General features: G+C 41.4%; 14 protein-coding genes. 7 read left to right on the forward strand and 7 right to left on the reverse strand.

Annotation, left to right across the window (positions count from 1 at the left end; translation table 11 throughout):
- Nucleotides 1-78: 78 nt before the first annotated feature.
- Complete coding sequence (locus tag AC1XUE_RS09435) at nt 79-1,077, forward strand: glycosyltransferase family 9 protein (RefSeq protein ID WP_483355683.1); 999 nt, start codon at nt 79-81, stop codon at nt 1,075-1,077.
- A gap of 62 nt (nt 1,078-1,139) precedes the next feature.
- Here AC1XUE_RS09435 and AC1XUE_RS09440 read toward each other — a convergent pair whose 3' ends face one another.
- The 4 genes from AC1XUE_RS09440 to AC1XUE_RS09455 form a co-directional block, all read right to left on the reverse strand.
- Nucleotides 1,140-2,546 carry a tetratricopeptide repeat protein gene (locus AC1XUE_RS09440; protein WP_483355684.1) on the reverse strand — a complete coding sequence of 469 codons (1,407 nt, stop codon included), beginning with the start codon at nt 2,544-2,546 and terminating at the stop codon, nt 1,140-1,142.
- A 164-nt stretch (nt 2,547-2,710) separates the two neighbouring features.
- Complete coding sequence (locus AC1XUE_RS09445) at nt 2,711-3,709, reverse strand: NAD-dependent epimerase/dehydratase family protein (RefSeq protein WP_483355685.1); 999 nt, start codon at nt 3,707-3,709, stop codon at nt 2,711-2,713.
- A gap of 313 nt (nt 3,710-4,022) precedes the next feature.
- Complete coding sequence (locus tag AC1XUE_RS09450) at nt 4,023-4,223, reverse strand: helix-turn-helix transcriptional regulator (protein WP_483355686.1); 201 nt, start codon at nt 4,221-4,223, stop codon at nt 4,023-4,025.
- Nucleotides 4,220-4,726, reverse strand: a complete 507-nt coding sequence (locus AC1XUE_RS09455) for a hypothetical protein (RefSeq protein ID WP_483355687.1) — start codon at nt 4,724-4,726, stop codon at nt 4,220-4,222. Before AC1XUE_RS09455 ends, AC1XUE_RS09450 begins: the two co-directional genes overlap by 4 nt.
- Before the next feature lie 266 nt (nt 4,727-4,992).
- Between AC1XUE_RS09455 and metG the strand changes: the two genes are divergently transcribed.
- Complete coding sequence (gene metG, locus AC1XUE_RS09460; protein ID WP_483355688.1) at nt 4,993-7,065, forward strand: methionine--tRNA ligase; 2,073 nt, start codon at nt 4,993-4,995, stop codon at nt 7,063-7,065.
- A gap of 55 nt (nt 7,066-7,120) precedes the next feature.
- Here metG and AC1XUE_RS09465 read toward each other — a convergent pair whose 3' ends face one another.
- From AC1XUE_RS09465 to AC1XUE_RS09475, 3 genes are all read right to left on the reverse strand, one after another.
- A complete protein-coding gene (locus tag AC1XUE_RS09465) occupies nt 7,121-7,456 on the reverse strand; it encodes a hypothetical protein (protein ID WP_483355689.1) in 336 nt (111 codons plus the stop codon).
- A gap of 230 nt (nt 7,457-7,686) precedes the next feature.
- Nucleotides 7,687-8,109 carry an Hsp20/alpha crystallin family protein gene (locus tag AC1XUE_RS09470; RefSeq protein ID WP_483355690.1) on the reverse strand — a complete coding sequence of 141 codons (423 nt, stop codon included), beginning with the start codon at nt 8,107-8,109 and terminating at the stop codon, nt 7,687-7,689.
- A gap of 244 nt (nt 8,110-8,353) precedes the next feature.
- Complete coding sequence (locus AC1XUE_RS09475; protein WP_483355691.1) at nt 8,354-8,629, reverse strand: Rdx family protein; 276 nt, start codon at nt 8,627-8,629, stop codon at nt 8,354-8,356.
- Nucleotides 8,630-8,947: 318 nt separating this feature from the next.
- On the opposite strand from AC1XUE_RS09475, the gene AC1XUE_RS09480 reads away from it, so the two are divergent.
- The 5 genes from AC1XUE_RS09480 (at nt 8,948) to AC1XUE_RS09500 (ending at nt 12,402) form a co-directional block, all read left to right on the forward strand.
- Nucleotides 8,948-9,376, forward strand: coding sequence for a hypothetical protein (locus tag AC1XUE_RS09480; RefSeq protein WP_483355692.1), 429 nt, complete (start codon nt 8,948-8,950; stop codon nt 9,374-9,376).
- 51 nt (nt 9,377-9,427) lie between these two features.
- A complete protein-coding gene (locus tag AC1XUE_RS09485) occupies nt 9,428-10,126 on the forward strand; it encodes a hypothetical protein (RefSeq protein WP_483355693.1) in 699 nt (232 codons plus the stop codon).
- Nucleotides 10,113-10,976 carry a sensor histidine kinase gene (locus tag AC1XUE_RS09490; RefSeq protein ID WP_483355694.1) on the forward strand — a complete coding sequence of 288 codons (864 nt, stop codon included), beginning with the start codon at nt 10,113-10,115 and terminating at the stop codon, nt 10,974-10,976. The genes AC1XUE_RS09485 and AC1XUE_RS09490 overlap by 14 nt, the downstream gene beginning before the upstream one ends.
- Before the next feature lie 5 nt (nt 10,977-10,981).
- On the forward strand, nt 10,982-11,644 hold the full coding sequence (locus tag AC1XUE_RS09495; protein ID WP_483356017.1) for a response regulator transcription factor: 663 nt from the start codon (nt 10,982-10,984) through the stop codon (nt 11,642-11,644).
- Nucleotides 11,645-11,721: 77 nt separating this feature from the next.
- Nucleotides 11,722-12,402, forward strand: coding sequence for a type 1 glutamine amidotransferase domain-containing protein (locus AC1XUE_RS09500; protein ID WP_483355695.1), 681 nt, complete (start codon nt 11,722-11,724; stop codon nt 12,400-12,402).
- The last annotated feature ends 52 nt before the right edge of the window (nt 12,403-12,454 follow it).

The raw sequence follows: 12,454 nt of genomic DNA on the forward strand, positions 1-12,454 counted from the left end.
TCACAGATTACCGAATTGCTGACTACAGTAGCCAGGTAAAGATTGGGCATGGCGTTGTTCTTCCTGAATTGAATGAAAATGGCTTTAAATAAAATTCTTGTTATTCAGACAGCCTTTATAGGCGACGTAATACTGGCAACTGCGCTGCTCGAGAATCTCCATCAGCAGTTTCCGGAAGCAAGGATTGATATATTGGTTCGAAAAGGAAATGAAGGATTGTTTGACAACCATCCATTTCTGAATGAGGTATTGATATGGAAGAAAAAAGAAGGTAAGTATAAAAGTCTTTGGAATATCCTGAAACAAATACAATCTGTTCGTTACGATTGGGTTATTAATATTCAGCGTTTTGGCTCAACGGGTTTCCTTACAGGTTTTTCCAAAGCGGGTATTACTACGGGATTTGATAAAAATCCACTCTCATTTCTTTTCACAAATAAGGTTCCGCACAATATCAGCGAAGGTGTACATGAAGTGCAGCGTAATCATGAATTGATTAAAACCGAAGTAAAAACAGATATTGCCGGTAAGCCGCGTCTATATCCTGCCACTCAGGATTTTACATACATCGGTCAGTTTGAGAAAAAGCCATATGTATGCATCGCGCCTGCCTCTGTCTGGTACACCAAGCAATATATAGTGGATGGCTGGGTTTCACTGATCAACAAACTAGATCTTTCGTTTCAGATCTATCTGATCGGCGGACCATCCGATGCTTATCTCGCCAAGGAGATCATAGATAAGGTCGCAAATCCTGAACGTATTGAAAATCTGATCGGAAAACTTTCCTTTCTTCAATCTGCTGCTTTGATGACAGGCGCTGTGATGAATTTCGTTAACGACTCCGCGCCCATGCATATCTGCTCAGCTGTGAATGCACCCGTTACAGCTGTTTATTGCTCTACGATTCCCGGATTTGGCTACGGCCCTTTGTCAGACAATTCACATGTTGTAGAAGTCATAGAAAAACTGACGTGTAGGCCGTGCGGACTTCATGGACACAAGCGTTGCCCGGAAGGACATTTCCGCTGTGCAAATGATATTGAAACTGAACAGTTGCTGAAGGTGCTAAATTAAAAAAACGCTACACCTTCTTTCGAAATGTAGCGTTCCATCCATATTTGATCCAAACCTCTTTTTTATTTCTCTCTGTACTGTTCTATGATTTTGAACAGCGCCTTTTGTTTTTCAAGATCCGGGAAGAAGTCGAATAATTGTACATGCGCGTCATAATCCAGCGTAAGTGCTACTTCCATATTGATAAGTGCCTCACGATAATCACCAGAATGAATCTGATAAACTGCCATACGGTAATATAAATCCGCCTCTTCCGGCATTTCTTCAATGGCGGCTGTTAGCAGATCACAAGCTCTTGCATAATTACCCTGATCGAACAGAACATGCGACCATTTCAGCCATATATCAGGGTTCGCAGGTTCTATTTCAGCTGACTTCTCAAACGCTTCAAAGGCTGATACAATGTTACCGATGCGAAATTCTGTTTCGGCCAGAGCAAGCCAATAGTCAGGGTTTAATTCGGTAATCTGAATGGCTTTTCTAAGAAAACCGGCTGCTTCGTACCAACGACCCAGTTCGTTAAAGCAGATTCCCAGACCAAACCATCCGTCATCCCACTGGCTATCCAGCTTTACCGTTATTCTGTAATACTTTATAGCAGTTTCAAACTCTTCAAGTCTTTCATAACAGGTAGCCAGGCAACAGCAGGTTTCCGGCTGTTCACCTTCCAGCTCTATTGCGCGTAAATACTGACCTTTTGCATCTTCGTATTTTTCAAGATTCATGTATGCATTTCCCAGGTGGAAAAATGCAGAGGCAAAATCATCATTTACTAAAGTGGCATACTCATACGCACGTACTGCATCCTCATGACGCTCCAGCTTACTGAATGCTATTCCCAAGTTGTACCATGCATGATGCGAAAATGGATCCCTGTCTACAAGCTCGTTGTAATAGTCGAGATGACTTTCCAATTGTCCTACCAGATCAAGACAGTGGGCCAGCTCATATAGGGCACTTTCATTGTTAAGATTGCGGCGAAGCGAAAGTTTATAATTCCGAATAGCTTCGTCATATTTGCCCCAGTTCTGATAAGTTTGTCCGATCTGAAAATAAATCTCATCTTTATCTTCTACCCGGTTCATCAATCCTTCCAATACTCCGATTGCCTCCTCGAATTCGCCCATCATATTAAAAATACCAACCTGCATATAGCTGATTTCAATATCTCCCGGATGAAAAAGTGAAGCGCGTTCAAGTACTTCAATGGCCAGATCATGCTCCCCTCTGTTAGCATGTGACTGTACCTTATTTAGAAGTAAATCGAGGGAATATGGAAAATCTGTCAGTCCTCTTTCACATGCCTGGTATGCTTTTTCCCAATCCCCTTTTTCAATATAGTGAGCCGTTATCTTTTCGTATGTTTCCAGATCAAAAAAAGTAGGCTCATCGTTTTTAATCATTCTTTCAAACCTTAGCAGGGTTTCTTTCATGTAGTCTTTTCTTTCCCCGAAATTTTTCTCCATCACACGAACAATTAAGTTAGAGGTCGGTATTATTTGAACCAACACCATGCAGTCGCCTGCTTATCAGCTATGTAAAATTTCATTCTGAAATATGATCTTTCGTCATAGGCTTCGAACAAAGGACTGTCATTGATAATGAAAGAAAGTTAAAAATAATTCCTTGCTTATCAAATCTTGTTAAGTAAACTTTCGCTTACTCTGGCCACCGTTTTCTCTATAGGTTGAAAGCCAAATCCTAAAGCATTCCTTATCTTTTCGTTGTTATAAAGAATTCGCCGCGCGGCCGACTGTGCTGTTTCCTTGGTGATCAGTGGTTTGGTCCCCAGAAGTGCTGTACGTACGGCTTCTATACGCCAGATTACTCCGGCAAGCCCCGGACCGACACGGAAGGAAGGACGCTTTTTCTTCATCGCATCCGCCATCAGATTGAACAGATCCCTATAGGAAATACTGGCTCCGTTCAGTAAAAAGCGTTCTCCTGAAATATCTGAAAACAGCAGTCTTACAATCACCTCTGATACATCCCGGACATCCACACAGTTGGCTACTCCTTCGGTATAAAATGGTTTTTCTCTGAATACATATCTGAACAACTGTGTGCTACTCTTATCCCAGTCGCCTTCACCCAATATGATGGTAGGATTGACAATCACCGCATTCAGTCCTTCTGCAATACCTCTCCACACTTCCAGTTCAGCCAGGTACTTCGATTTGGCATACTCCGAATTTTCAGGTGAGTCTTCCCATCGCTGCGTTTCGTCCAATACCAGCTCCTGGCCCGGAATAATCTTTTTTGAATCCGGTCTGCCAATAGCGGCAATACTACTTACATGACAAAGCTTTTGTATACCGTGCTTCAAACAGGCATTGACAACATTCGCAGTCCCTTCCATATTGACCTTGTACATCATCTTTCTGTCGCGCGGGACGAAGGATACCACCGCTGCAGTATGTATTACATAGTCAATTCCTGCCAAAGCCTGATCCAGAGAGGGTACATCAAGAATATCACCTTCTACCCAATGTATGCTGCTAGCAACATCTGCAAGCAGGCTTCTGTCAGAATTAGCCCTCACAAGCGCGTAAACGGCATTATTTCCGGCAATGAGCTCACGAGCAACTGTACTTCCCACCAATCCGGTAGCTCCGGTAATCAAAATTTTCATGCGGATGAAAGTCTATTAATCCTCAAATGTCGGGCATAAAGTCGGATCGGACAAAATAAAGATCGGGATTAGAAGGTGACACCGGTGATAAATCCAGAGGTTTTCTTCCATTTATCGGTATCAAACATCTTTCCCTGTGGCTGCAATCCTGCAATGATACCAACACTCCTTGTTTAAGGTCGATCGTTTTGCTGAACATAAGCAGGTAAAACAATAAGAACAAAGATGATCGAGAATAGTGTTCTGTTAAACATAGATTTACAGCGTTAAATGCTCTAGAAAGACCCGAAATATTCAGTATGGTTGGAATCCGTCAATCACCTTCTTCTAATTCAAAAAGCTCATCTACCGTCTTCCCGAATTCCCGTGCTATTTTCATTCCCAACGCCAGCGTCGGAGAATATTTTCCCGCTTCTATCGCATTGATCGTTTGCCTGGAAACGGCCAGCCTCTCCGCCAGATCTGCCTGTGTGATATTCAATATGGCCCGCTCTATCCTTATCCTGTTTTTCATACCAAACTCCTTTCCCTGTTAGCTTCAATTGCCGGACTTACATACAGCAACCAATAAAACCGGGCTACGAAAATGAGAAGCGGGGTAAACATATTGTAGATCATCACGACGAAAAACCAAGTATCATAAACAAAAATTATACATAATACCATCACAGTGAAATTAACATAAATACCCCACTGCAATGATTCAAGTCTGATTAATGCAATCCGTTCATCTTCAGTTTTCAATTTTGAAAAGCCAGCTATAAACAAGCCGCAGATAATCCCTATTCCTAAAATTTCATCAGTAATATTTAAAACAACCGTCCCCTCTTTACCAGTCGAAAATATATTATCAGCAAATAGCCAATTGGGAATATCAAAATAGCTGTAAGTATTAATCTGAGCAAATGGAAAGGCCTCACCACTAATCAACCAACAAATACTGAGCAATATAGACACCAATGCAATCACAATACCATAGGGCCGCCAGCTACCTGGCAATAGATACTTCGTTTTCATGAATACAAAATTTGATTTTCGATACGACTCAAATGTATACTTTATTTTAATAAATGTCAATTATATTTTACATTATATCAAACATAATTTACTTTAAGTAAAATAAACTGTTCCTCTTAAACGATCATGTTGATTCTTCCACATTTGATCCGGTGCACTTCTTACTGTTCTTCTATCAGTTACTGATAAAGTTGAAGAGCTCTTCTTCATATCTCTAATCACGATTTTGCTAACTTTGCTACATTATTAAATACAGAGTAAACTAAATGGCTATTACAGATCCCAAAAGATATACCGTTACCGCCGCGCTGATTTATGCCAATGGGCCGATCCACATTGGTCACCTGGCAGGTTGTTATGTACCAGCTGATATTTACGTGCGCTATCTTCGTTCCAAAGGAAAGGATGTTGCGTTCATCAGTGGAACCGACGAGCATGGTGTACCCATTACCATACGCGCAAAAAAAGAAGGACTTACGCCTCAGCAGGTGGTGGATAAATATTACGCTCAGATTGATGATTCATTCAAGCAGCTGGGTATATCCTTTGATGTGTATTCCCGTACCAGCAAGCAGATTCACCACGAAACTTCTCAGGAAATTTTCAAAGATCTGTACGATAAGGGTGTTTTTATAGAAGAAACTACAGAGCAATATTATGATGAAACGGCGCAGCAATTCCTGGCCGACCGCTACATCGTAGGAACCTGCCCCGTCTGCGCGAATACCAATGCATATGGCGATCAGTGCGAGCGTTGCGGATCGGCGCTGAGCCCAACAGAACTCATTGAACCACATTCGATGCTTTCTGGCTCCAAACCAGTCATGAAACCCACCACAAACTGGTTCTTGCCACTTGACAAACTACAGCCGCAGGTAGAAGACTTCGTAAACAGCCACCCCGAATGGAAAACCAATGTATTGGGTCAGTGTCAGTCTTGGTTAAAAGAGGGACTTAAGCCACGTGCGATGACGCGTGATCTTGATTGGGGGATTCCGGTACCTGTGCCGGGAACCGAAGGAAAGGTATTGTATGTATGGTTTGAAGCGCCTATCGGTTATATATCTGCAACGAAAGACTGGCTGATCCAGAAGAACGGAACGGATGAAGGATGGACAAAATGGTGGGAGAAAAGTAGTGATGCTGGCGACCAGACCAAACTGGTTCATTTCATTGGAAAAGACAATATTGTTTTCCACTGTATTATTTTCCCAGCAACCATTATTGCCGAAGGAAATCTGGTATTGCCGGACAATGTCCCTGCTAATGAGTTTATGAATCTGGAAGGCGACAAGATTTCTACCTCACGTAACTGGGCGGTGTGGCTGCATGAATACCTGGAAGAACTTCCCGGCAAGCAGGATGTGCTTCGTTATGTATTGACCGCAAGTGCACCGGAAACCAAGGATAGCGAGTTTACATGGAAAGACTTCCAGACCCGTAACAATAGTGAACTGGTAGGCATTTATGGCAACTTTATCAATCGCGCAATTGTCCTGACGCAAAAATTTTGTGAAAGCAAAGTACCCGCACAAGGTGAACTGACAGAAACAGACCAGGCCACGCTGGCAGATTTGGCTGCATTCCCAAACCGAATCGGTGAGGCTATTGAAAACTATCGTTTCCGTGAAGCACTAACGCTGATCATGGATCTTGCACGCCTCGGGAACAAATACCTGGCGGATACACAACCCTGGCATGTGATCAAAACGGATCCTGCACGTGTGAATACGATCATGAATATTGCCCTTCAGATTTCCGGATCGCTTTCTATTGTATCGGAACCGATTATACCTTTCACTGCAGAGAAAATTCGTAAGCAACTGGGTTTGGAAAATAACAGCTGGGAAAATGCAGGCAAAGCCGACTTATTGAAAGCAGGACAAGCCATCAGTGAAGCCGGACTGTTGTTCGAAAAAATAGAAGATCATGTTATTGAAAAGCAAGTTCAGAAACTACTGGATGCAAAACGTGCCAATGAATTGGAAGGTAAAGTAGTAGCGCCGGTAAAGGCTGAAATCCAGTATGATGACTTCGCTAAAATGGATATTCGTATAGCTACAATCGTAGAAGCAGAAAGTGTTCCAAAAAGCAAAAAATTGTTAAAACTAAAAGTTGACATCGGAAGCGAACAACGCATCGTACTGAGTGGCATTTCCGAGCACTTCAAGCCTGAAGAGATTATCGGCAAAAAAGTACTGTACCTTGCTAACCTCGCGCCACGCAAAATGATGGGCATGGAAAGTCACGGTATGATCCTGATGGCCGAAGACCGCGACGGAAGTCTTGCTTTTGTACAGCCAGGAAAAGAGGTATGGAATGGAGGAACGGTAAACTAATGGATACTGATTTATGTCAAAGACCTGTTTCCTGTGAAGCAGGTCTTTTTTGTTTTTATTCAAATTCGTTCTTCAACTTTTCAAACAGAACATTGAGCTTATCCACAAGATTTTGACAGTCCCTCAAAGAAAGGCTGTCGATAGAATTTAGGGTAGCACTGGAAACTACATGTCCTTCTTCATCAACTCCTGCTTGCTTCTGTTTTGTAAAAGAGAGTATTCCTTCCCATTCGGGCATAAGAGAATCGGAAAAATAACGAGGTTCAATGATGGTGAAATAGGCAGACTGCGCTTTGAGCTTTTCTTTTAGTTTTTCTGAGGAAGCGGACTGCTTTAATTCTTCTACTAACTTAGAAAGTTCAATGTATGCGAAGATGTTCGACTTTTTCATATAACGTTGAGCTGGGAGGTGTAAACTTGCTTTTGCCCCACTAAATTACGAATTGAAAAAGCTATTTTTCAGCAAATTTTAAAGCTTTGCAATATTTTAACACAAACTATTGGCAGGGTGTAATTTATTATAATAAAAATAGCATATCCTTTATCAAAAATGCTTATTACGATATGTATGGGCACAAAAAACCTGCAATTGTCAGTTGCAGGCCTCACAATTTTCCGCTTTTACCACCGGTCTATCTCTACTTTTCTTCTATAATCCCCCTGCTCATCACCATAAGGCAGGTGGAGTACAAGATGTCTGTAACTATCATCATATCTGGCTGAGATATTTTCGACACTCACTCCTTCTGGTATAACAAATGTATTAATGAACCGAACTGTCCTCCACTGCTCTTCTTCCGGAAGAGAATCTTGTGAAAATATAGGTAGTAAATGAAACAATTTCAGGCTGGTTGAATTCTTTTTACCTCTGACGACTTCAAGCTGCAGATCGTCAACTTCGATGCCAGGAATTTTGACAACAACCTCAAAACCATCCGATCCTCTTTCGAGTTGAATGGCTGGCTCACTCATTCCACCGTTTACGGTATTGATAAAATCTATGTTCATCAACATCTCCTGCGGTATTTTTAGTTTGCTTTCCATGACCATCGTATGTTTAGGTTAACAATTTTAACCTATATAACGATAAACAATGTGCCATAGATTTATTACCACCAAATTTATTACCATAGCAAGCGACCCATAGCAACAATAAACAACTGCGAGTCAACGCCTTAGTTAACAAGATTGATTAATATGGTTTTTAAGCAAAAATCGAATTCTGCTGTCAAATGGGCAGTATACTTCCTAGGTGGATGCCATTTTGTCTACAATAAAAGCAAATCTCTCACCTATCATTATGCCCCAGGCTTCTTTCAGGATCAATAATGTCCCTGACTTTCTGTTTCAGTTCCTTCGGTTCAGGAAAATGGCCTTCTCTTTTCCGATCCCAGATCAGAGCATCATCCAGGTAAATGACATACCGCCCGGCAACCTCAGATGGTATAAGCTTTACGCTATGCAGGTCGTCGCTAAAAGTAGATAACAACTCCTGAGCCATCCAAGCGGCCCTTAATAACCAGTTACACTTAGGGCAATACTCAATAGAAATTGACGGCTTCATATTTACAAAAAAGGATAAGTTTTAAAGAGAAACACCATCGAAAACCAACTGACCAAGTCATTGTTAGGGTGAAATATACAAACCCGGACTGATTTTATGGCACTTCAGATGTGCCGACTCCATGAAGGTAATTAAAAATCAGCATATGATTATTAGCAAAAAACAGCTAAAAATTAAACATAAATATCTAATTATCAGAAACTTAATTACTTTACCGTTAAATCAGTTTATATATATTTCCTTGGCTTTAAAACATCTTCAATCTAATTTTATCCTGTTGTTAAATATTTTACCTCACAATTAATCTGCTTTAAGCTTATGACTCGAAAGGAAGTTGTATTTACAGGCGATGAAGGAGAAATTCTCCTTGCCGCAGATGCAAAAAAGATCAAAGATGCCCATCAGAGGCGCAGAACTGAGATTGAAGGAGGAGGAAAAGATAATTATGTAGAGGCTGAATTCTTCGGCTTAAAAACCTTCAAAAAGCTTATTGGCACATTTGAAGATGAATGCGTAGGATTCCGTGTTTATTACGGTAGCCGAAATGAGGACCATGCTGAAAGTGCTGTCAGGGTTGGTAGAGAGGGAAGTGGGAAAAGAACATCAAGAGTGATCATTGTTCCGGTCGATCAGTACGGAAACGACCTCCAACATCCAATCGGCCTTAAAGACGGCTCCGGATCTGCTATGGGTGACGGTCCGCTTTGTCCTAAAAACTGTGCACCACCACCTCCAACAGATACCTAACACGGTACCAAATCCTGGCTCGTCTTCTAAATAAAGGAACCAACAAACTAAATGATTGAAAAATACCTTCACTATTTCAACTACGATATACTTGCCGGGATATCAGTGGTAGTTACCTTGCTGCCACTGACTATGATCATTTACCGGAAGGCATATATTGACCCTTCCTTCCGGTTACTTTTATTTTTCCTGATTTTCAAGTTACTTATTGACTTAGCGATGTTTCACCTGGCGGCTGAAAGATCCAATAACCTGGTACTATTTAATATATCAGTGATGATCAGGTATGCTTTACTCAGCGGCATGTTCTACTTCAAATTTGAACATGAAGTTATACGTCGTTGCCTGATACCATTATCAGTTATTTTCAGTATTTTCACACTCTGGGATATCTGGCAATGTAATGAGAACCTGAGTAATTTACATCTTCATCGACTCGTTCAATACTCAGCTACCGCAGAATCTATATTGATGATTTTAATAGTTCTGATGTATTTTTATGAATTGATCAGATCATTAAAAATTCCTAATCTGCTGACATTTCCCTTTTTTTGGGTCTGCGCCGGGTTATTATTATATTATTCAAGCATGGTATTTATTGCTCCTGCACTTCACTATGCTACCCAATGGAATTCAATGATGAATCTCGGGCTGCTGGAACGTATACCTTACATTTTTGAAATTGTAAGTATCCTTTTGTTTACTGTAGGAATCGGAGTCTTTTCAGCCCGTTATTATGCAAGAAACTGAACAAATGATATGGACCTTGTTCGTGGGAACGTTTGCCATGTTGATGATGGCTTTCTTTGTTATATCTTTCGTCCTGTATTATCAAAAGCGTCGGTTTTCTGAGGAAAAGAAACTGAATGATATTGAGAAGAATTACAGTCGGCTGCTGCTTGATACTGCCTTGAATTCAGAGGAGACGGAACGTAGAAGAATTGCTCAGGATCTCCATGACGACATAGGCACTATGCTTTCTCTGACAAAACTAAGTTTAAATCAACTTAGCAAGGTGATTGGCGAAAACAATGGAAAGGACGAGCAGATTATGAAAAAAACGCAATCTTTGGTGGAGGAAACAATTCTGCACGTAAGGCGTATTACACGTGATCTTGTTCCGACAACATTAGAAAGGTTTGGACTGGCAGAAGCTATCGATGAGTTTATTCATAAACTGGAAGAAGGAAATACACTCGCTATCACATTTAACGCCGGAACAGAGGAACTTCCGAGACAAGGACAAAAGATAGAGTTGACCATTTATCGTATTATGCAGGAGTTGGTCAATAATGCTATTAAACACGCCAATTGCTCTATCATTGATATAAGTCTGGAAATGAATGGCAAATTTATAGGCCTGAGAGTTACAGATAATGGAATCGGGTTTGATCCCGAGGCTGTTAAAGATAGACATCTTGCGGGTCTGGGCCTTCTGGGCATCGAAAGCCGGCTTGCTATCGTCAATGGTACAGTACAATATAGTAAAAACGGAAACGGCGGTTCCTGCGCATTAGCCCTGGTTCCTATTATATCTGATGTACCGGAAAGTAAACCCGGTCCATTACATCCATTTCGTCGTGAAAAAGTGATTATCTGATTTATATAACCATGCTCAAATTAGCCATCGCCGACGACCACGAGCTGTTTCGGAAAGGATTTATTTCCATGCTCAGTGGCATTCCTGACTTCGAGTTTATGCTTGAAGCAGCGAATGGACAAGAGCTTCTGGACAAAATGGCGATCAACACACCGGACATCGTATTCATGGATTTACAAATGCCGGTAATGGATGGAATTCAGGCCACAGAGGCTACTTTTGAGCGTTTTCCGGAGGTAAAGATCATCGTTGTTTCGATGTACAATGAAGACCGTTTCGTCATCCACATGCTTGAAAAGGGTGTGCAGGGCTATCTGCTGAAAGATACAAGTCCTGATGAAGTAGAAAAAGCAATACGACGCGTTGTTGATGAGGGCTTTTACTATAATGATTTTGTATCGAAAGCAATGCATCGGAAAATGATAAACCGACAGCCTAATAAACACCCGTTCTTCCCGAATGCTTCCAATGTAGCCTTATCTGCCAGAGAAAAAGAAGTACTGCAACTCATTTGTGATGGCCTTTCTACTACTGAGATTAGCGAAAAACTATTTATCAGCGTCCGTACGGTGGAAGGGCACCGCTTGAGAGTTCTGGAAAAAACCGGAACTAAGACCACTGCTGCAGCTGTTGCTTTCGCCTATAAAAATCAGTTACTATCGGTTTGATATAAGTTCACTATCGCGCGACTGGAATTTGCATTGATTTTATGGTATCTTTCAGCCATATCATCCTGCACAAAATCATGAAAGTTCTCATCGTTTGTACCAACCATGACACCTATCCTACTAAATCTGGTAAAACTGGACTGTGGTTAAGTGAGCTTACACACTTTTACGATGTGATGATTAAACGTCGGATCATTATTGATATCGTAAGCCCGCAGGGAGGACAAATTCCAATTGACGAGCGTAGTTTGGATCTGAAAGATGAAGTGAATCAGCACTATTGGAACGACAAGAAATTTCAGGAAAAGATCACCCACTCCCTTACGCCCGAACAGGTGCATGCAGAAGACTACCGGCTCATCTATTATGCCGGGGGGCATGGAGCTATGTGGGATCTGACCTCCAATGCGGCATTAGAGAAACTCACCCGAACCATTTATGAAAACAACGGTATCGTGAGCGCAGTGTGCCACGGTGTATGCGGTTTGCTAAATATCAAGCTTTCTGATGGATCATTACTGATCAGCGACAAGTACCTTACGGGTCATTCCAACATGGAAGAAACGCTACAGGCATTTGTAAGTGAAGTGCCTTTTTCTCTGGAAGACAAACTCAAAGAAAACGGAGCTCATTATACCAAATCCATGATTCCTTTTATGGAATTCATAGAACTCGACGAGCGTCTTATCACTGGACAAAATCCTCACTCAGCCAGGAAAGTCGCATCGAAGGCTTTGGAAGAATTATTTGAAAAATAGTACGGGGAATTCAATAGCTGTAACTATCCAATTCCCCGATCATCAAATTTGA

The organism is Dyadobacter sp. HNCC25DJ187, from assembly GCF_056895255.1.

Coding starts and splice junctions, on each gene's coding strand:
- AC1XUE_RS09435 (WP_483355683.1), top strand. CDS start 79: ATGGCTTTAAATAAAATTCTTGTTATTCAGACAGCCTTTATAGGCGAC.
- AC1XUE_RS09445 (WP_483355685.1), bottom strand. CDS start 3,709: ATGAAAATTTTGATTACCGGAGCTACCGGATTGGTGGGAAGTACAGTT.
- AC1XUE_RS09450 (WP_483355686.1), bottom strand. CDS start 4,223: ATGAAAAACAGGATAAGGATAGAGCGGGCCATATTGAATATCACACAG.
- AC1XUE_RS09455 (WP_483355687.1), bottom strand. CDS start 4,726: ATGAAAACGAAGTATCTATTGCCAGGTAGCTGGCGGCCCTATGGTATT.
- metG (WP_483355688.1), top strand. CDS start 4,993: ATGGCTATTACAGATCCCAAAAGATATACCGTTACCGCCGCGCTGATT.
- AC1XUE_RS09465 (WP_483355689.1), bottom strand. CDS start 7,456: ATGAAAAAGTCGAACATCTTCGCATACATTGAACTTTCTAAGTTAGTA.
- AC1XUE_RS09470 (WP_483355690.1), bottom strand. CDS start 8,109: ATGGAAAGCAAACTAAAAATACCGCAGGAGATGTTGATGAACATAGAT.
- AC1XUE_RS09475 (WP_483355691.1), bottom strand. CDS start 8,629: ATGAAGCCGTCAATTTCTATTGAGTATTGCCCTAAGTGTAACTGGTTA.
- AC1XUE_RS09480 (WP_483355692.1), top strand. CDS start 8,948: ATGACTCGAAAGGAAGTTGTATTTACAGGCGATGAAGGAGAAATTCTC.
- AC1XUE_RS09485 (WP_483355693.1), top strand. CDS start 9,428: ATGATTGAAAAATACCTTCACTATTTCAACTACGATATACTTGCCGGG.
- AC1XUE_RS09490 (WP_483355694.1), top strand. CDS start 10,113: ATGCAAGAAACTGAACAAATGATATGGACCTTGTTCGTGGGAACGTTT.
- AC1XUE_RS09500 (WP_483355695.1), top strand. CDS start 11,722: ATGAAAGTTCTCATCGTTTGTACCAACCATGACACCTATCCTACTAAA.